10 protein-coding genes are annotated in these 20,332 nt (G+C 73.0%); 8 read left to right on the forward strand and 2 right to left on the reverse strand.

Annotated features, from left to right (window positions below):
* The first annotated feature begins 625 nt into the window (after positions 1-625).
* The 5 genes from ACL03H_RS01980 to ACL03H_RS02000 are packed head-to-tail and all read left to right on the forward strand — an operon-like array spanning position 626 to position 15,547.
* Positions 626-9,883: a non-ribosomal peptide synthetase/type I polyketide synthase gene (locus ACL03H_RS01980; RefSeq protein WP_412809283.1), complete on the forward strand. Its 9,258-nt coding sequence runs from the start codon at positions 626-628 to the stop codon at positions 9,881-9,883.
* Positions 9,873-11,549 carry a phytoene desaturase family protein gene (locus ACL03H_RS01985; protein WP_412809284.1) on the forward strand — a complete coding sequence of 559 codons (1,677 nt, stop codon included), beginning with the start codon at positions 9,873-9,875 and terminating at the stop codon, positions 11,547-11,549. The genes ACL03H_RS01980 and ACL03H_RS01985 overlap by 11 nt, the downstream gene beginning before the upstream one ends.
* Positions 11,546-13,249: a phytoene desaturase family protein gene (locus ACL03H_RS01990; protein WP_412809285.1), complete on the forward strand. Its 1,704-nt coding sequence runs from the start codon at positions 11,546-11,548 to the stop codon at positions 13,247-13,249. Before ACL03H_RS01985 ends, ACL03H_RS01990 begins: the two co-directional genes overlap by 4 nt.
* Before the next feature lies 1 nt (position 13,250).
* Positions 13,251-14,306: a zinc-binding dehydrogenase gene (locus tag ACL03H_RS01995; protein WP_412809286.1), complete on the forward strand. Its 1,056-nt coding sequence runs from the start codon at positions 13,251-13,253 to the stop codon at positions 14,304-14,306.
* Positions 14,303-15,547 (forward strand): cytochrome P450, encoded by a 1,245-nt coding sequence (locus ACL03H_RS02000; RefSeq protein WP_412809287.1) that lies wholly within the window; start codon positions 14,303-14,305, stop codon positions 15,545-15,547. The genes ACL03H_RS01995 and ACL03H_RS02000 overlap by 4 nt, the downstream gene beginning before the upstream one ends.
* Positions 15,548-15,562: 15 nt before the next feature.
* Here the strand turns inward: ACL03H_RS02000 and ACL03H_RS02005 are convergent, their stop codons facing one another.
* Entirely contained in the window at positions 15,563-16,741 is a 1,179-nt protein-coding gene (locus tag ACL03H_RS02005; RefSeq protein ID WP_412809288.1) for a cytochrome P450, read from the reverse strand.
* Between the two features lie 263 nt (positions 16,742-17,004).
* On the opposite strand from ACL03H_RS02005, the gene ACL03H_RS02010 reads away from it, so the two are divergent.
* Both ACL03H_RS02010 and ACL03H_RS02015 read left to right on the forward strand, forming a co-directional pair.
* Entirely contained in the window at positions 17,005-18,153 is a 1,149-nt protein-coding gene (locus ACL03H_RS02010) for an alpha/beta hydrolase family protein (RefSeq protein WP_412809289.1), read from the forward strand.
* A gap of 108 nt (positions 18,154-18,261) precedes the next feature.
* Positions 18,262-18,456, forward strand: a complete 195-nt coding sequence (locus ACL03H_RS02015) for a hypothetical protein (RefSeq protein WP_412809290.1) — start codon at positions 18,262-18,264, stop codon at positions 18,454-18,456.
* A 71-nt stretch (positions 18,457-18,527) separates the two neighbouring features.
* Here the strand turns inward: ACL03H_RS02015 and ACL03H_RS02020 are convergent, their stop codons facing one another.
* On the reverse strand, positions 18,528-18,947 hold the full coding sequence (locus ACL03H_RS02020) for a PPOX class F420-dependent oxidoreductase (protein ID WP_412809291.1): 420 nt from the start codon (positions 18,945-18,947) through the stop codon (positions 18,528-18,530).
* A 250-nt stretch (positions 18,948-19,197) separates the two neighbouring features.
* Here ACL03H_RS02020 and ACL03H_RS02025 point away from each other — a divergent pair, with 250 nt between their 5' ends.
* Positions 19,198-20,331 (forward strand): epoxide hydrolase family protein, encoded by a 1,134-nt coding sequence (locus ACL03H_RS02025; RefSeq protein WP_412809292.1) that lies wholly within the window; start codon positions 19,198-19,200, stop codon positions 20,329-20,331.
* Position 20,332 lies beyond the last annotated feature (1 nt).

A 20,332-nucleotide genomic window follows, 5' to 3' on the forward strand; every position in this document is an offset into this window, starting at 1 on the left:
ACCGATGGTATTCGGAGCAATGTCAATGCTCCATTCGGGGTAAGAGTGACTGCTGGGGTCGCTGGCCAACCGGGTTCGCCGCCCGGTCGGGGTCCGAGAGGTGCCCGTGCGGGGCCCCGTCGGAGGGCTCGGCCGCGCGGGAGCGCCGCTCGCGGCGACGCCGGAGACCGCTCCGGAGGTCGCGGCCTCGGTTCGCGGTCGCGCCGTCCGAGACCCGGGTGCCCCAGGACGTGCGCGTCGAGCGCTCCCCGGGGTTCCGCCCGCTGCTCGTCCCGGTACCGGCCCCTCCGAGGCCCGTCGCGTCGCCGGTCGCCGAGCGCGCCGCGTGGAGGTGGACCGCCGCGGATCTGGTGCCACCGCAACGGAATCGGTGTCGACGCCCGATGCGGACGGCGGTTCGGCGGATCCCGGATGGGCTCGATTTCGCCCGGTTGCCGAAGAAGATCATTCGAACGGGAACCCCCATCAGAGCGAAACGCTTACCCGGTCGGGTAAGGGCGAGGGCGACGGGTAGATCGCGGTTTTTCCGCTTCCTAACCTCGATTCGGCAACGCCGGTGCGGATCTCCGCGACGGACGCCACTTTTCCGCACTGACGTCGATGGTCGCGAGGACACGAGGATCCGATGGTCACCGAATCCAGCACTTCGCCGCACGAGGACAAGATCGCGATCATCGGGATCGGGTGCCGCTTACCCGGCGGGGCCACGACCCCCGGGAGCTTCTGGCAGAACCTGGTCGATGGCAGGGACTGCCTCGTGCCGACGCCGCCCGACCGCTACGACATCGGCACGCTGCGCAGCGCCGACCCCGCCAAGGCAGGCCGCCTCGTCGGCGGGCGCGGCGGTTACGTCGACGGCTTCGACGAGTTCGACCCCGCCTTCTTCGGCATCAGCCCGCGCGAGGCCGCGCACATGGACCCGCAGCAGCGCAAGCTGCTGGAGGTCACCTGGGAGGCGCTGGAGGACGGCGGCCAGCGGCCCGCGGATCTCGCGGGCACCGACGTCGGCGTCTTCGTCGGCGCCTTCACCCTCGATTACAAGATCCTCCAGTTCGGCGACCTGGACTTCACCACCCTCGCCGCGCACACCGCGACCGGCACGATGATGACGATGGTGTCGAACCGGATCTCGCACTGCTTCGACTTCCGCGGTCCCAGCGTCTCGATCGACACCGCCTGCAGCTCCTCGCTGGTGGCCGTGCACCTCGCCTGCCGGAGCCTGCGCACCGGGGAGAGCGGTCTCGCGGTGGTCGGCGGGACCTCGCTGCAACTGGCCCCGCAGTACACGATCAGCGAGACCCGAGGCGGATTCCTGTCCCCCGAGGGGCGCTCCCGCACCTTCGACGCCGCCGCCGACGGGTACGTGCGCTCCGAGGGCGTGGCGGCCGTGGTGCTCAAGCGGTTCGCCGACGCCCGGCGGGACGGCGACCCGGTCTACGCGCTCATCACCGGGTCCGGGGTGAACCAGGACGGCCGCACCAGCGGCATCACCGTGCCCGACGGGAACCGGCAGGCGGAGCTCGTCGAGCGGGTCTGCGCCGAGGCGGGCCTGCTGCCGGGCGACCTGCACTACGTGGAGGCGCACGGCACCTCCACCGCCGTCGGCGACCCGATCGAGGCGAACGCGCTCGGGCGCGCCCTCGCGCACGGGCACCGGGACGGCGACGAGCGCTACGTGGGCTCGGTGAAGACGAACATCGGGCACACCGAGGCCGCCGCCGGGGTGGCGAGCCTGATCAAGGTGGCGCTGGCGGTGCGCGCGGGCCGGATTCCGCCGCACATCAACCTGGACGTGCTCAACCCGGCCATCGACCTGGCGGCCCTGCCGTACCGCATCCCGCTGGAGCTGACCGAGTGGCCCGCGCACGAGGGACCCGCCCGCGCCGGGGTGAACTCCTTCGGCTTCGGCGGGACCAACGCGCACGTCCTGGTCGAGGAGGCTCCGGCCGCACCGCCGGTGGAGGACGCTCCCAGCGCCCCGAGCGTGCTGCCGATCAGCGCCCGCGACGAGGACTCGCTGCGGCGCAGGGTCGAGTCGATCCGCGCCGAGCTGGACCGCGTGGGCGAGGCCGGGCTGCGCGACCTCGGCTACACCCTGGCCCGCCGCCGCCAGCACCACCCGACCCGGCTGTGCGTCGTGCACTCCGGCGCCGCCTCGCTGCGCGAGCGGCTGGACGCGCACCTGCGCGGTGCGGCTGATCCCCGCGTGGTCGCCGACCGCTGCCGGGACACCGGCGGGCTGGTGTGGGCGTTCAGCGGCATGGGCCCGCAGTGGTGGGCGATGGGGCGCCAGCTGTTCGAGGCCGAGCCGGTGTACCGGGAGGCCGTGGAGCGCTGCGACGCCGAGATCCGGGACCTCGCCGGGTGGTCGCTCGTCGACGAACTCCTCGCGGAGGAGTCGGAATCGCGGATGGGGGAGACCTGGCTGGCGCAGCCCGCGAACTTCGCCGTGCAGGTCGGGCTGGCCGCGCTGTGGCGGCATCGCGGGGTGCGCCCGGACGCGATCGTCGGGCACAGCACCGGCGAGATCGCGGCCTTCCACGAGGCCGGGGTGTACTCGCTGCGGGACGCCGTCACCATCGCGCTCCACCGCAGCCGCCTGCAGCAGCGGCTCACCGGCACCGGGACGATGCTCGCGGTCGCGCTGGACGAGGCCGAGGCGCTGGAGCGGATCAGGGGCCGAGGCGACCGGGTCTCGGTGGCGGCCGTGAACGGTCCGGCCGCGATCACGTTGGCGGGCGATGAGGACGAACTGCGCGCGCTCGCCGCCGAGCTGGAGGCCGAGCGGGTCTTCACCCGGCCGCTGGACGTCCGGGTGCCCTACCACAGCGCCCGGATGGAACCGATCAAGGGCGAGCTGCTGGAGGCCCTCTCGGAGATCCGCCCGGGGCGGGCGCGGATCCCGCTGCACCTGACCGGGACCGAGGAGTGGGCGCGCGGGCCCGAGCTGGACGCCGGCTACTGGTGGCGCAACGTCCGGGAGCCGGTCCGCTTCCGCGCCGCCGTCGACCGGCTCGTGGCCGCGGGCCACCGGACCTTCCTGGAGATCGGTCCGCACCCGGTGCTGGCCCACCCGATCCGGGAATGCCTGGCGCACGCCGAGGTCGAGGGCGTCGCCCTGCCGTCGCTCCGGCGCCGGGAGGACGAGGTCGAGTGCCTGCTGACCTCGCTGGCCGCGCTGCACGCCAGGGGCGCGGAGGTGGACTGGTCCCGGCTGCACCCGGCAGGGCAAGTGGTGGCGCTGCCGCCGTACCCCTGGGCCCGGGACCGCTACTGGACCGAGCCCGACCCGGTCGCCCAGATCCGCCTGGGGCGGCTCGACCACCCGCTGCTCGGCCGCCGCCTGGCCACCGCCGAGCCCGGCTGGGAGCTCGGCCTCGACCTCGAACGCCTGCCGTACCTGGACGACCACCGCATCCAGGGGACGGTGGTGTTCCCCGCCGCCGGGTACGTCGAGATGGCCGCGCAGGCGGTCCGCGCCCTCACCGGGGACGACCGAGTCCTGCTGCGCGATCTGGAGTTCCGCCGGGCCCTGTTCCTCGCCGACGGCGAGGTGGGCAAGGTCCAGCTCGCGCTGGCCGGGGAGAGCGCCCGGTTCACCGTCGCCACCCCGGGGGGAGACGAGGGGAGCACCGTGCACGCGAGCGGCACCGCCGGGACGGGAGGCGGGCTCGCAGCCGCGCACGACCGGGACGTGCCGGACTGGACCGCGCTGCGCGGGCCCGACCGGCGCCACCTGAACCAGGACTCCTGCTACGCGGCGCTGAACGCGGCGGGCTACCAGTACGGCCCCGCGTTCCGCGCGATCGAGCAGGTGTGGCTCGGCGAGGACGAGGCGCTGGCCCGGCTGGTGCTGCCCGAACAGGTCCACGACGCCGCCGCGCACCACGCGCACCCCGTGCTGCTGGACGCCTGCTTCCAGACCCTCCTGGTGCCGGAAGTGCTGCGCGACGAGCCGGACGGCGCCGGGTTCCGGTTGCCGCTGTCGCTGGCGGAGCTGCGGCTCGATCCGATCGGGGACCGGCCGGTCTGGGCGCACGCGCGCATCACCGCTCGCGAGGACGGTGATCTCGTCGGCCGGCTCGCGCTGTTCGCCGAGGACGGCACCCCGCTGGGCCGCATCGACGGATTCCGGGCGGGCGAGGTGGAGCGGGCGGGTTCGCTGGCTCGCCGGACCATCGACAACTGGCTGGTCGAGCCGGTGTGGCACCCGCTGCCCGTGGACGGGCCGGGCACCGCTGCCGGGCGCTGGCTGGTGCTCGCCGACCGTCGGGGGGTGGGCGCGGCGCTCCGCGCCCGCATCGCCGCCGCGGGCGGCAGCTGCCACCTGGTCCGCCCCGGAGCTCGGTACCGGCGCGGCTGGGCGGAGTCCGAGGTGCGGCCCGGGGAGCGCGACGATCTGCGGCGGCTGCTCGACGAGCTCGACGCGGAACCCCTCGACCACGTGCTGCACCTGTGGAACCTGGACCTGCCGCCGGTCGAACTCCTGGGCCGCTCGGAGATCGACGCGCAGGCCGAGCACGGTGGCTACTCGCTCATCGCGCTCGCCGACGTGCTGCGGCAGCGGCGCTGCGAGGCGGAGCTGCACGTGGTGACCCGGGGCGCGCAGCCGGCCGCGCCCGGGGACGTCCCGGCGCCGCTGGGCGCCCCGGCGTGGGGGATCGGCCGCGTGCTGCGCCAGCAGGAGGCGGTGCGCAACCGGGGCAAGCTGCTCGACCTCGACCCGGCCAGCACCGACGTCGATGCCGACGCCGCCGACGTGCTGCGCGCCCTCGCCGCGCCCGCGGAGGACGAGATCGCGGTGCGCGGCACCGAGTTCCGCACCGTCCGGCTGCGCCCCGCGCGGGACCTGTCGACTCCGCTGCCGACGACGCTGCGGGCTGATGGCACCTACCTGGTCACCGGGGCGTTCGGCGCGCTCGGCCGGCTGCTGTGCCGCACCCTGGTCAAGCGCGGTGCGCGGCGGCTGGTCCTGATCAGCCGCTCCGGGGTGCCGGAGCGCGCGGAGTGGCGTTCGGTCGACCCGGACTCCCCGGCGGGCGACCGCGTCCGCTTCGTCCGCGAGCTGGAAGCGCTCGGGGCGCAGCCCGAGCTCGTCCGCCTCGACATCACCGACGAGGCGGCGCTGATCGCCTGGCTCGCCGAGCACCGGCGCGGCGAGCCGCAGCCGATCCGCGGCGTCTTCCACCTCGCCGGGAACCTGCGCGACGCGCTGGTGCCCGACCTGGACCGCGAGTCCTACCACGCGGTGCACGCCCCGAAGGTGGTCGGAGCCCAGCTGCTGCACCGGCACCTGCGCGACGAACCGCTGGACCACTTCGTGCTGTTCGCCTCGATCGCCTCGCTGCTGACGACCGCGGGCCAGACCAACTACGCGGCGGGCAACGCCTTCCTCGACGCGCTGGCGCACCACCGGCGCTCCCTCGGGCTGCCCGCGCTCAGCATCGACTGGGGGCCCTGGGCCACCGGCATGATCGAGGAGCACGGGCTCGTCGAGCACTACCGGACCGCGCGCGGCATGAGCTCGCTGACCCCCGAGGGCGGCATGGCGGTGCTGGAGCGGATCCTCGGCCAGCGGCAGGCGCAGCTCGTCGTCGCCACCGTCGTCGACTGGCCGACCTTCCTCGCCTGGTACCCCGTCGTCCCGCCACTGGTCGCCGAGCTCGCGGCCGCCGCCGAATCCGGGAACCCGGGCGAGACCGCGGGATTCCTCGACGTCTTCCGCACCGCGGGGCCCGAACACCGCCGCGCCCTGCTGACCGAGCGCTTCACCGAGCTGGTGGCGGGCGTGCTGCGGGTGCCGCCGGAGTCGGTGGACGGGGAGACCGGGCTCAACGCCCTGGGCCTGGACTCGATGCTCGCGATGGAGCTGCGCGCGCAGATCCAGGCGGAGCTCGGCGTCGCGCTGCCGGTGGTCGCGCTGCTCGGCAACACTCCGGTGCACGAGCTGGTCGAGCAGGTGCACGACGAGCTCGCGGGGGCCACGGGCGAGGGCGAGGGCGCGGGGGCGGCCGTGGAGGTGTTCCGCGACGAGCACCGCTATCCGCTCACCCAGAACCAGAAGGCGCTGTGGTTCCTCAAGCAGCTGCACCCCGACGGCTTCGCCTACAACATCGGCGGGGCCGTCGAGATCCGCGCCGAACTCGACCCTCGGTCGCTGGAGCAGGCGTTCGGCGAGCTGGTGGCCCGGCATCCGAGCTTGCGGGCGAACTTCCTGCTGCACCGGGGAGAACCGGTTCAGGTGATCTCGCCGGAAGCGGTACCGGACTTCGCGGTCCTCGACGTCCGGGGCCTGGACTGGGACGAGGTGCACCGCAGGATCGTCGAGGAGTACCGCGAGCCCTACGACCTCGAACGCGATCCGCTGATCCGGCTCAGGCTGTTCCAGCGCGCCCCCGACCGCTGGGTGCTCGTGAAGGCCGTGCACCACATCATCTCGGACGCGATCTCCACGTTCACCTTCATCGAGGAACTGCTCGCCTGCTACGAGGGCCTGCGACGGGGCGAGCCGGCCCGGCTTCCCCCGCTCGCCGCGACCTACCTGGACTTCCTGAACCGGCAGAACGCCTTCCTGGCGGGGCCGGACGCGCGGCGGATGCTCGACTACTGGCGCTCCCACCTGCCGGAGCGGGTCGAGGTGCTGAACCTGCCGACCGACAAACCGCGCCCGCTGGTGCAGACGCACAACGGGGCGTCGGAGTTCTTCGCGCTGGACACCGGGCTCAGCGCCCGGGTGCACGAGCTGGCGCGCGAGCACAACGTCACCCCGTTCGTGGTGCTGCTCAGCGCGTACTACCTGCTGCTGCACCGCTACTCGGGGCAGGACGACCTCGTCGTCGGCAGCCCCGTCACCGGCCGCACCGCTCCCGAGTTCGGCTCGGTCTACGGCTACTTCGTCAACCCGCTGCCGCTGCACGCGCACCTCGGCGGCGACCCGACGGTGGCCGAGCTGCTGGACCAGGTCCGCACCGCGGTCCTCGGCGGGCTGGACAACCAGGAGTACCCCTTCGTCCTGCTGGTCGAGCAGCTCGGGTTGCAGCACGACCCGAGCCGGTCGGCGGTGTTCCAGGTGATGTTCATCCTGCTGCACCACAAGGTCTCGGCCGAGCGGTACGGCTACCGGCTCGACTACGTGGAGCTGCCCGAGGAGGAGGGGCAGTTCGACATCACGCTGTCGGTCTACGAGGACGAGGCCGACCAGCGCTTCCACTGCGTGTTCAAGTACAACACCGACCTGTTCCTGCCCGCGACGATGCGGCGGCTGGCCGAGCACTACACCGCGTTGCTCGACGCGCTCACCGACGCGCCACCCGCGCGGCGGATCGGGGAGCTGCCGATGCTCGGCGAGGCGGAGACGACGCGCATCCTCGGGGAGTGGAGCGGCGCCGGCCGCGAACCGCGCCCGGACGCCCCGGTGCACGAGCTGATCGTCTCGGCGGCCCGCGAACATCCCGAGGCGATCGCGGTCTCGGATCCCGGGACCGGCCGGCGGATGAGCTACGCCGAGCTGGACGAGCTGTCCGGGCGGCTGGCCCGCGCCCTGCGGGCCCGCGGCATCGGCGAGGGTTCGATCGTGGCGCTGTGCCAGGCCAAGAGTCCCGAGCTGATCGCCTCGGTGCTCGCGGTGCTGCGCGCGGGCGCGGCCTACCTGCCGCTGGACCCGGGGCACCCGCCGGACCGGCTCGCGCTCGCGGTGCGCCACGCGGCGGCGGTGCTGGTGCTCGCCGACGAACCGGCGCGGGCGCTGCCCGGGACGACGGCGGAGGTGCGCACCCCGGCGGAGCTCGCCGCGGAGGCCGCCACCGCACCCGACGACGCGGAGGTGCGCGTCGGGTTGGAGGCGCCCGCCTACGTCTGCTGCACCTCCGGCTCCACCGGGCTGCCGAAGGCCGTCCAGGTCAGCCACCGCAACCTCGCTTCCGCCCAGGCGTCCTGGCAGCGGGAGTACGGGCTCGGCGGCGACGCCCGGGTGCACCTGCAACTGGCCAGCACCGCCTTCGACGTGTTCACCGGGGACCTGGTGCGGGCGCTGTGCTCCGGCGGAACCCTGGTGCTCGTCGACCGGGAGCTGCTGTTCAACACCGCGCTGCTGCACCGGACGATGGTGCGGGAGCGGGTCGACTGCGCCGAGTTCGTGCCCGCCGTGGTGCGCGGGTTGGTGGAGCACTGCGAATCCCGGGGCGCGCGACTGGACTTCATGCGGGTGCTGGTCGTCGGTTCCGACGTGTGGAAGGTCGAGGAGTACCGGCGCCTGCGCGAGCTGTGCGGGGCGGACACCCGCCTGATCAGCTCGTACGGGGTCACCGAGGCCACGGTGGACAGCACCTGCTTCGAGGGCTCCACCGAGGGCTTGGAACCCGGGCAGCCGGTCCCGATCGGCACCCCGCTGCCGAACACCACCTGCTACGTGCTCGACGCCCGGGAGCGCCCGGTCCCGGCGGGCGTGACCGGGGAGCTGTGGATCGGCGGGAGCGCGGTCGCCACCGGCTACCGGGGCGCTCCGGAGCAGACCGCCGAGCGGTTCCGCACGATCTCCCCGGGTGGGGAGCCGGTGCGCTGCTACCGCACGGGCGACCTGGCGCGCTGGGACGCGCGGGGCGTGCTGCACCTGCTCGGGCGGGCCGATTCGCAGATCAAGGTGCGCGGGCACCGGATCGAACTCGGCGAGGTCGAATCGCACCTGGCCGCCTGGCCGCAGCTCAAGCGGGCGGTGGTGGTGGCGCGCCCGGACTCCGGCGGGGAGACCGCGCTGTGCGCCTACTGCGTACCGGTGGACGGCGCGGAGCTGGACCGGCGCGGTCTGCGCCGCCACCTGGCCGAGCACCTGCCGACCTTCATGATCCCGGCGCACCTGGTCGAGCTGCCCGAACTGCCGCTGACGGTGAGCGGCAAGGTCGACCTCGACGAGCTGCCCGCCCCCGTGGCCGCGCGGAGCCGCGACCACGAGCCGATCACGACGCTGTTCGAGGAGCGGATGGCCGCGCACTGGCAGACCTTGCTCGGCGTCGGGGAGATCGGCCTGCAGGACGACTTCTTCGAGCTGGGCGGCAGTTCGATCAAGCTGATCGAGCTGATCCACCACGTGCAGGCGGAGTTCGACATCACCGTGGCGGTCGGCGAGCTGTTCAAGACCACGACCCTGCACGGCATGGCCAAGACGGTCGAGCACGTGATCACCGGGCGGCTGCCGGGCTCCCAGCCCTACGTGCGGTTCAACGAGGGCCGCGGCGGCCCGCTCTGCTGCTTCCCGCCGGTCGGCGGACACGGGTTGGTGTACCGCCAGTTCGCCGGGCAGCTCACCGAGCACGAGCTGATCGGGTTCAACTACCTCGCCGGCCAGGACAAGATCGCCCGCTACGCGGATCTGGTCGAGGCCTTCCAGCCGGAGGGGGCCTGTCGGCTGCTGGGCTACTCGCTGGGCGGGAACCTGGCCTTCGAGGTCGCCGCCGAACTGGAGCGGCGGGGTCGGCTGGTCGCCAGGGTGGTCATCGTCGACTCCTACCGGATCTCGACGCCGTTCGAGGTGGGGGACGAGCAGCTCGCGGAGTTCGAGCGGGAGCTGGCCGAGCACCTGCGCAGGCACACCGGCACCGACGTGGTGGCCGAGGAGACGCGGGACCAGGCCCGGGACTACCTGGAGTTCTGCGGCCGCACCCCGAACACCGCGGTGCTGGACGCGCCGATCACGGTGCTCAGCGATCCGCACAACCTCCCCGTCCACCTCACCGGCGAGGAGGGCGGCTGGCAGGACCGCTCGCGGTGCGGAGCCGAGGTGCTGCGCGGGTCCGGGACGCACGCCGACATGCTCGACCGCGAGCACGTCGGGGCGAACGCGGACCTGGTGCGCGAGGTCCTGGCCGGAGGTGCGGCCGATGTCGCCTGAGGCCCGGACCGAGACCTCCACCGGGCGGGAACCCAGCGTCATCGTGGTCGGAGGTGGCATCGCCGGGTTGGCGACCGCCTGCTACGCGCGGATGAGCGGGCTGCGGACCCGGGTGTTCGAGAAGCACGTGCTGCCCGGCGGCTGCTGCACCGCCTGGGGCCGCGACGGCTACGTCTTCGACTACTGCATCGAGTGGCTGACCGGCACGGCGGCGGGCAACGACGCCAACCGCGTCTGGCGGGAGCTCGGCGCGCTGGACGGCAAGAGCATCACCAACTTCGAGATGTTCAACCGGGTCGTCGGCGCTGACGGTAGGGAGGTGACCTTCTACCACGACCCGGACCGGTTGCAGCGGCACCTGCTGGAGGTCTCCCCGGCCGACGCCCGCCAGATCCGCGCGTTCTGCCGTGACCTGCGGCGGTTCCTGGCGGTGGACGTCTTCCCGTTCCTGGTTCCCCGCCCGCTTCAGACGACGCGGCAGGCGCTGGCGGCCTGGGCGAAGATCCTGCCCGCCTTCGCCCTGTTCTGGCGCACCGCGGCCACCAGGATGGAGAGCTTCACCGGGAGGCTGCGGGATCCGCTGCTGCGGCAGGCGTTCCCGAACATCTTCTTCCAGGACCACGAGACCTTCCCGCTGCTGCCGTACCTGTTCAACATGGCCTCGGCCCATCACGGCAACGCGGGCTTCCCGCAGGGGGGTTCGCTGGGGCTGGCCCGCTCGATCGAGCGACGCTACCTGGATCTCGGCGGGGAGATCCGCTACCGCACCCGCGTGGAGCGAATCCTCGTCGAGGACGGCCGTGCCGTCGGGGTGCAGCTGCGCGACGGCACCCGGCACCACGCCGATCACGTCGTGTCGGCCTGCGACGGGACCACCACGATCTACGGGATGCTGGAGGGGCGCTACACCAGCCCGGTGGTGGACCGCCTCTACGGCGAGATGCTGCGCAAGCCCGGCGAGGTGTACCCGGGTGTGGTCTCGGTGTTCGTGGGAGTGGACGGCGAGTTCCCGGCCGAGACCCCGCACAGCACCACCTACCTGCTGTCCGAGGAGGACGGCGCCGCGCTGCCGGGTTCGGCGCAGTGCAGCCTGGTCGTCCAGCTGCGGTCGCGGTACTGGCCGGGCTGCGCCCCGCCGGGCAAGTCGCTGCTGCACTGCACCTACTTCACCGACTTCGCGTCGTGGAAGGAGCTGCGCCGCACGAACCGCCGGGAGTACCGGGCGCGCAAGCAGCGCGCCGCCGACTTCGTCCGCTCCTTCCTGGAGCGCCACCACCCGGGCGTCGGCGAGCGCGTCGAAGTGGTCGACGTGGCCACGCCGGTCACCCAGCACCGCTACACCGGCAACTTCGAGGGCAGCATCCTCGCCTGGAAGTCGTTCGGGGAGGCCGACGACCTGGTGGCGAAGCTGGTGGACCGAGAACGGATGCGGCTGCCCGGGCTCCGCGGGTTCTCGATGGCGGGTCAGTGGGTCGCCGGTGGCGGCCTGATCCGCGCGGCGTCCTCCGGCCGGTTCGCCGCGCAGTTCCTCTGCGCGGAGCTCGGGGTGCCGTTCCGAGCGTGGGAGAGCGAACAGCAGCAGCGGCCCTGGTCGCCCGAGATGCTCGGCGAACTGCCGCTGCTGGACCGGAAACCGGCTCGGCACGACAGGAGGAACGAGCGGTGACTCGCGAGACGATGATCATCATCGGTGGGGGTCTTGGCGGGCTCTCCACCGGTTGCTACGCGCAGATGAACGGATACCGCTCCCGGATCTTCGAGATGCACGAGATCCCCGGCGGTTGCTGCACCGCGTGGGACAAGGGCGATTTCACCTTCGACATCTGCGTGAGCTGGCTGCTCGGGAACGGCCCCGGCAACGAGATGCACCAGATCTGGTTGGAGCTCGGCGCCTTGCAGGGCAAGCAGATGCGCCACTTCGACGTGTTCAACGTGGTGCGCGGACGGGACGGGCGGGCGGTCTACTTCTACTCCGATCCCGACCGGTTGCAGGCGCACCTGACGGAGCTCTCCCCGGCCGACGCCCGGCTGATCCGGCACTTCTGCGACGGCCTGCGCAAGTTCCGGAAGGCGATCACGGTCTACCCGTTCCTCAAGCCGGTCGGCCTGATGGGCCGGCTCGAACGCTGGCGGATGCTGGCCTCCTTCCTGCCGTACGCGAACGTCATCCGCACCTCGATCACCACCCTGATGTCGGACTACTCGGCGAAGTTCCGCGATCCGCTGCTGCGGGAGGCGTTCAACTTCATCCTCTACGAGAAGCACCCGGCGTTCCCGGTGCTGCCGTTCTACTTCCAGCTCGCCTCGCACGCGAACCGCTCGGCCGGGGTCCCGGAGGGCGGCTCGCAGGGCCTGTCGGACTCGATCGAGCAGCGCTACCGCCGCCTCGGCGGGGAGATCACCTACAACGCGAAGGTGATCGAGGTCCTGGTGGAGCACGACCGCGCGGTCGGGGTGCGGCTCAGCGACGGCAGCGAGCACCGGGCCGACATCGTCGTGTCCGCCTGCGACGGGCACACCACCACGATGAAGCTGCTCGGCGGCCGCTACCTCACCGACACCTGCCGGCGGCTCTACGGCGAGACCATCGACGAACCCGGCATGATCTTCCCCGGCTACTTCGCGCTGTTCCTCGGTCTGAACCGCCCGTTCCCGGACGGCGAGCCCTGCACCACGCACCTGCTCGACGAGGAGGTGGCGTCGCAGCTGATCGGGCTGCGGCACCCGAGCATCAACGTGCAGTTCCGCAGCGAGCACTACCCGGACCTCGCCCCGCCGGGCGGGACGGTCGTGTACGCGACCTACTTCTGCGACATCGAGCCCTGGCGCGAGCTCAGCACCGGCCCCGAGCAGCGCAGCCGGATCCGGAGGGGGGCGGAGGTGCACACCCTGCCGGTGCGCCGGGGCACCGCCTACTACGCGGCCAAGCGGCAGGTGAAGGACGCGCTGGTCGACTTCCTCGACGCGCGCTACCCCGGGTTGCGGGACTCCGTGGTCACCCGGGACATCTCCACCCCGCTCACCCAGGTCCGCTACACCGGCAACTACGACGGCACCGTCCTCGGCTGGCAGCCGTTCGTGGAGGGCGGCGAGGCGATGGAGGAGGAGATCAAGAAGAACGGTCCGCGCTTGCCCGGGCTGGAGAACTTCTACCTCTCCGGGGTGTGGGCCACCACCGGCGGCCTGATCCGGGCGGTCGGCGCGGGCCGGCAGGTCATGCAGTTCGTCTGCCGCGACGACGCGAAGGAGTTCACCGCGCACATCGACGAATCCGCACCACCGCCCACCCACCTGATCATCCCGGTGGGCCCGGACGCACCCCGGTCACCCGCCGAAGCGGAGCCGGTCTCGCAGCGAGGAGCCTGAAGTGAAGATCGAGAAGTGGGTCATCCGGGAGCACGCGGAGGGCGTGCCCGCGGTGGAACGGATGTACGAGAAGGTGGTCGAGGACGTCGAGGTCCGGCTCGGGCCCGAGGAGATGCTGCTGCGGACCCGCTACGTCTCCCTCGATCCCTACCTGCACGGCATCACGCTGAACCTGCCGATCGGCGAGGCGGCGGGCGGCGATTCGATCATGGAGGTGCTGGAGGCCGGGCCGGAAGCCCGGTTCCGGCCGGGCGACCTGGTGCAGGGCTGGGGCGGCTGGCGCAGCCACGTGATCAGCACCGGGGTCGGCGGCGTGGTGTTCAGCAGCCAGTTCTCCCTGGAGGTGCCCGCCTACCGCAGGCTCGATCCGGCGCACTACGACGAGGTGCTGCCGTTGTCCAGCGCGCTGGGCGTCCTCGGCGGCCCCGGCATGGCCGCCTGGGGGACCGTGACGAAGTTCCTCGACGTGCGTCCCGGCGACACGGTGCTCATCAGCGGCGCCTCGGGCAGCGTCGGCGCGCTGGTCGGTCAGCTCGCCCGGCGCGCCGGGGCCCGGGTGGTGGGCACGACGGCCTCGCCGGAGAAGGTGCCCCACCTGCGCGAGCTCGGTTTCGACGAGGTCGTGGTCTACCGGCACGGGACGCCCGTCGAGCAGATCCGGGCGGAGCTGGCGGCAGCGGCGCCGGACGGCGTCGACCGGTACTTCGACAACCTCGGCGGTGCGATCACCGACGCCGCGTTCACCCTGCTCGCGGTCGGCAGCCGGGTCGCGGTCTGCTGGCAGTGGTCGTACCAGGTCGGTGGCGAGGAGCACGGGCCGCGGCTGCTGCCGTTCCTGATGTACCCGCGCGCCACCGTCCGGGGGATCTACTCGCTGGAGTGGTACACCGAGGAGAACTGGGACGCGCTGCGCGCGGAGCTGGCGCCGCTGGTGCGCTCCGGGGAGCTCCGCCACGACGAGACGGTCTACCGCGGGATCGACGCGATCCCGGACGCCTACCGGAGTCTCTACCACCGCAGCGCGGACAATCGGGGAAAGGTGCTGGTGGAACTGTGAGCAGCGTGGACGAGACCGCGCGGCCCGGCTCGGCCGAGGATCCGCTGAGCTACCCGTTCGGGCGGCCGGACCAGCTGGACGTGCACGCGAGCTACCGGGAGCTGCGGCGCCGCGATCCGGTGTGCCGGGTGCAGCTGCCCTACGGCGAACCGGCCTGGCTGGTCACCCGCTACGCGGACGTGAAGTTCGTGCTCGGCGACGCGCGGTTCAGCCGCGCCGCCGCGTTCGAGCGGGACGAGCCCAGCGCCCGCCCGATGGGCGCCATCGGGCGCAACATCCGGAGCCTGCAGTACCTGGATCCGCCCGAGCACACCGTCCTGCGCAAGATCCTCGGCCAGGCGTTCACCGTGCGGCGCATCGAGAAGCTGCGCCCGAGCGTGGAGCGCCTCGCGCACGAGCTCGTCGACGGGATGCTGGAGCGCGGGTCCCCCGCGGAGCTGGTGCGGGACTTCGCGCTGCCCTTCCCGGCGGCGGTGATCTGCGAGCTGCTCGGCGTGCCCTACAGCGACCGGCACGACTTCCAGACGTGGTCGGACGCCTTCGTGTCCACCACGAGCCTCGCCCCGGAGCTGGTCCGCTCCTACGCCGTGCGGTTGCGGGAGTACATGACGGCGCTCGTCGCGGAGCGGCGCAAGGCGCCGCGGGAGGACCTGATGAGCACCCTCATCGCCGCGCGCGACGTCGATCAGCGGATCAACGACGACGAGCTGGTGGCGCTGGCGGTGGCGATCCTCGTCGGCGGGCACGAGACGACGTCCTCGCAGATCCCGAGCTTCGTGTTCGCGCTGCTCACGCATCCGGACCTGATGGACCGGGTGCGGGCGGACCCGGGGTTGCTCCCGGCGACCGTGGAGGAGCTGCTGCGCTACGTACCGCTGTTCGCCACGGCGGCGTTCCCGCGCTACGCGCTGGAGGACGTGGAGGTGGGCGGGGTGCTGGTGCGCGCGGGCGAGCCGCTGCTGGTGAGCCTGCCCTCGGCGAACCGGGACGAGTCGGTCTACCACGACCCCGACGTGCTGGACGTGACGCGGCAGGAGGCCTCGCACGTCGGGTTCGCGCACGGGGCGCACTTCTGCCCCGGAGCGCAGCTGGCCCGGGTGGAGTTGCAGATCGCGCTGCGCACCCTGCTCCAGCGGTTGCCGGGGTTGCGCTTCGCCACCTCCGAGCGGGACGTGGAGTGGAAGACGGGACTGCTCACGCGGGGCCCGCTGCGGATGCGAATCGCCTGGGACGAGGCCTGACCACCCCGCCGCCGATCACCAGGTCACCGGGAGGCGGTGCACGCCGTAGTTGACCGATGCCGCGCGCAGCGGCACCTGCTCGGCGGGCACCGCCAACCGGAGTCCGGGAAACCGCCGCAGCAGCCCGGTGAACCCGATCCGCAGCTCCGCCCGGGCCAGTTGCGCACCCAGGCAGTGATGGATGCCGTGCCCGAACGCGAGGTGCCCGGAGGCCGACCGGCCGAGGTCCAGCCGGTCGGGCTCCGGGAACCGCTCCGGGTCCCGGTTGGCCGCCGACAGCGACACCGTGATCGGCTCGCCCTCCCGGATGGTCCGGCCGCGCAGCTCGACGTCCTCCAGCGCGGCGCGCGTGGTGCCGAACTGGTTGATCGTCAGGTACCGCAGCAGCTCCTCCACGGCGGTATCGATCATCGTCGGGTCCGCCCGCAGCGCCGCGAGCTGGCCGGGATGCGCCAGCAGGGCGAAGGTGCCGAGGGCGAGCACGTTCGCCGTGGTGTCGTCGCCACCGGTGATGAGCATCGAGCTCATCGTCGCGATCTCCTCGTCGGACAGCGCCTCGTCCTCCAGCAGCGCGCTGACCAGGTCGTCACCCGGGTCGGTGCGCTTGGCGCGCACCTGCTCGTGCAGCTCCGCCCACAGCTGCCCCCAGGCGCGTCCGGCGCTCTCGGCGTCGTTCTCCAGCGCGAGCATCGATTCGGTGGCCGCGCGCACCGAGGCCCGGTCCAGCCGCACCCCGAGCAGCGTGCCGATCACGCGGAAGGCGATCGGACTCGCGAAGGACTCGACCAGGTCGACCGGGGGGCCGCCGTGCCGCATCGCGTCGAGCTGGCGTTCGACGACGTCCGCGACCAGCGGTTCCAGCCGTCGCACCCGACGCGGGGCGAACGCCGCCGCGAGCTTGCGCCGGTACCAGGCGTGCTCGGCGGCGGGCAGCACGCTGAACAACCCGGGCGGCACCTCGGCGAGGGCGTCCTCCGCGTCCGCCGGACCGCGCACCACGTCGAGGCGGGCGCTGAAGCGGTGGTCGACGAGCACCTCGCGTGCGAGGTCGTAGCTGGTCACCAGCCAGCCCAGCCTGCCGTCGGAGTGGTGCAGCCGGACCAGCGGTTGCGCGGCGCGCAGCTCCCGCAACCCGTCGTGCGGGTCGAAGGGGTGGCTGCGAGTGGTGGGGTGGCGCACCGGCGAGCTGGTCATGGCGGACTCCTCGTCGCGAAGGGGTGGGGGAGACGTCGTCCATGCTTCCGGTGCGGCGGGGACAGGTCAGGGAAATCCACCCGTCCGTGCGGCGGTGCACTCGATGGTGCGGGGCGGAAAGCCGTTCAGCCCAACGGTTTCCGCTCTTCGGGTCCGCTCTCCGGGAAATCCCCGCGCTGTTCCGGGGACATCCCGGACGTGATCGCGATCGGGACCCAGCATCGTGGTGCTCACTTGATCGACGATCCAGGGGAGAAACCGACATGGGCAGAACCGCCCGCCTCGCCGGAGCGCTCGCGGCCACCGCCGCGCTGTGCCTCACCGCCCCGCTCCTGCCGGCCACCGCCGCACCGCCCGCACCGGAGCTCGCGCTGCTCGAACCGAGCGGTCCGCACCCGGTCGGCGCGGACACCCTGCACCTGCGCGACGAGTCCCGCGCCGACCCGTGGGTGCCGACCGAGCGGCGCGAGCTGATGCTCACCGTCTGGTACCCGGCGAGTCGGCCGGGCAGCGCGCCGACCCGCTACGTGACCCCGGCGGAATCCCGGATGTTCCTGGAGATGCAGCCCGGTGCGCCGGTCGAGCCGCCGGAGGTGCTGAGCACCGTGCGCACGCACGCCACCACCGGTGCGCCGCCGCGGCCCGCGGGCGGCGGCCGGCCGCTTGTGGTGCTCTCGCCGGGCTTCTCCTGGCCCCGTGCCACGTTGAGCGGCCTGGCCGAGGAGCTGGCTTCCCGCGGCTACGTGGTGGCCGCGATCGGGCACAACTACGAGTCAGCGGGAACCGAGTTCCCCGACGGTCGCGTCACCCCCTGCGCGGCCTGCGAGAACCCGGAACTGGGCGCGGTGGCGCGCAACCGCGCCGCCGACGTCGGCTTCGCGCTCGACGAAGTCCTCGGCGATCCCCGCTTCGGTGGGCTCGTGGACCCGGAGCGGATCGGGGTGGTCGGCCACTCCATCGGCGGAGCCGGGGCGATCGAGGCGATGCGCGCCGACGAGCGGATCGACGCCGGGGTGAACCTGGACGGGACCTTCTTCGCGGAGTCCCAGCAGCCGCTGGACCGCCCGTTCCTCATGGTCGGTGCCGGGGCGCACGCGCCGGGCGGCGGGGACGACTCCTGGGACCGCACCTGGGACCTGCTGCGCGGCTGGAAGCGCTGGATCACCTTCAACGGCGCCGGGCACGGTTCGGCGACCGACGTGAGCATGTTGTCCGACCAGCTCGGGATCAGCAATCCCGGGGCGCCGCTGCCGGGCGCGCGCGGAGCCGAGCTCGGCAACCGCTACGTCGCGGCGTTCCTGGACCAGCACCTGCGGGGCGTGCCGCGGCCGATCCTCGACGGGCCGACCGAGCAGCACCCCGAGGTCCTGTTCTGGCACCACGACGTTGCCGAGGAATCTCACCACCCCTGACCGGCCGCTGCCGCGCCGAGCACCGCGCCGCCCGGCGGAACCCCGGTAGAACACGACGGCGCGGCCCGCCGGGTAGCGGCAGGAGATCGGAGAAGCAGGATTCGCGAGGTGCTGGCCGGTGGCGCGCTGGCCGTCTGCCCGATGTCCGTCGGCAGCCCCGCCCTCGCGGCGGACTGGCGCTACGTCATGTCCTCCGGAGACCGCGCGGTCGTCGAGGCCGAGTGCGACAACGGCCTCAACTTCGGCGCCTGGAGCGAGTGCGACATCCGCGAGGACGACGGGTTCCACCTCTTCGTGCGCTGATGCTCCGCCGGTGCTGAGATCACCGGTCCGCCCGCCTCCCTCGGGCGGGCGGACCCGTCCCGCCCGGGGCGTCAACTCGCCTGGTTGCTGTCCTTCTGGGCTCCCCAGCCGTGCCAGCGCTCGATCTCGATGAACGCGCTGTACCGGGCCCGGTCCCGGACGTGGTACGGCGCGTCGAGGTAGTGCTGGGAGAGCCGGTCGATGTCGGCGAGGTCGGTGTCCTCGCGCAGCTCGGCCACCCGGCCGATCAGGGTGACGTGGGTGTACCAATCCGCGGCGTCCAGCACCGTGAGCGTGACCCGCGGGTCCCGGCGCAGGTGTCCGAGCCGCGTGCGGCCCTCGTCCATGTTGACCAGCACCCGGCCGTCGTCCCACAGGTACCAGGTGGCCGCCGAGACCGGATGGCCGTCGGAGCGCAGCGTGGCGATGGTCGCCGGGTTCGCCTTGCGCAGCAGGGCGATCGTGGACTCCGGCAGCGGTGGTGCGGACATGCGGTCCTCCTCGTCGGTGCGTGCGTGCGGTGTCGGCCAACCTACCGGTGCTCCGGCGGACCCGCGGCCCGCGTGAGCACCGGGTCCTCGACGCCGACCTCCCGGCCACGCCCGAGCGCGCGGGGCACCGGTCGCCGGCTCATCGCGGTCGGCCGAGGTCGCGGGCCCGGGGAAATCCGAGATGATCTCTCGGTGCGGCGCGCCGGTGATCTTCGCGGTGGGGCGTCCTGGCCTGCGTAGGGTCGCCGCCATGCCTGAGCCCTTCGCGCGCCGCGCCGACCCGGTCGAGCTCGCTGACCTGCGGTCCCGGCTGCGCGCGACCCGCTGGCCGGACGCTCCCGAGGACGCGGGTTGGTCGCTGGGAACCGACGTCGGGTACCTGCGGGAGCTCGTGGGGTACTGGGCGGACGGCTTCGACTGGCAGGAGCAGGAGGAGTCGCTGTTCCGGTATCCGCGGTTCCGCGCCCGGATCGGCGGCTCGGACGTCCACTTCGCGCACGTGCGGGCCGCGACCGCGCGGCCCGCGCTGCCGCTGGTGCTCTGCCACGGCTGGCCGGACTCGTTCTGGCGCTACACCAAGGTGATCCCGCTGCTCACCGACCCCGGTGCGCACGGCGCCGATCCCGCGGACGCCTTCGACGTGGTCGTGCCGGACATGCCCGGGTTCGGTCACTCCGCTTGGCCGGCCGGGGCCGCGCCGGACTCCGTCGCGGTCGCCGGGGCGTGGGCGGAGCTGATGGGCGCGCTCGGCTACGAGCGGTTCGGGGCCGCGGGCGGTGACATCGGCAGTGCCGTCTGCCGCTACCTCGCCCTGGACCACCCGGACCGGGTGGTGGCGGTGCACCGGATGGACGCGGGCCTGCCGCCGTTCCTGCCCGCCGACCCCGCGCCCGAGGAGCGCGCCTGGGTGCGGGAGGGCGCGGACTGGGCCCGGGCCGAGGGTGCCTACGCGGAGATGCACCGCACGAAGCCGCAGACGGCGGCCGTGGGGCTCACCGACTCGCCCGCCGGGCTGGCCGCGTGGATCGTGGAGAAGCTCCGCGCGTGGAGCGACTGCGGCGGGGACGTGGAGCGCAGCTTCACCCGCGACGAGATCCTCACCAACGTCACGCTGCACTGGCTGACCGGCACGATCGGCTCCGCGATGCGGATGTACCGCGCGAACGCGGCGATCCCCGCCGCGCGGCACGCCCGCCGGGTCGAGGTGCCCTCGGGTTTCTCCCGGTTCCCCGCCGACATCGTCCGGCCGCCGAGGGCGTGGCTGGAGCGGACCGCGAACGTGGTGCGGGTGACCGACCACGAACGCGGCGGGCACTTCGCCCCGTTCGAGGAACCCGAGCTGTACGCGGGGGAGTTGCGCGAGTTCTTCCGCCCGTACCGGTGAT

Origin of the sequence: Saccharopolyspora antibiotica, assembly GCF_047200635.1 — a bacterium.
In the GTDB taxonomy this organism is placed as follows: Bacteria; Actinomycetota; Actinomycetes; order Mycobacteriales; family Pseudonocardiaceae; genus Saccharopolyspora_C.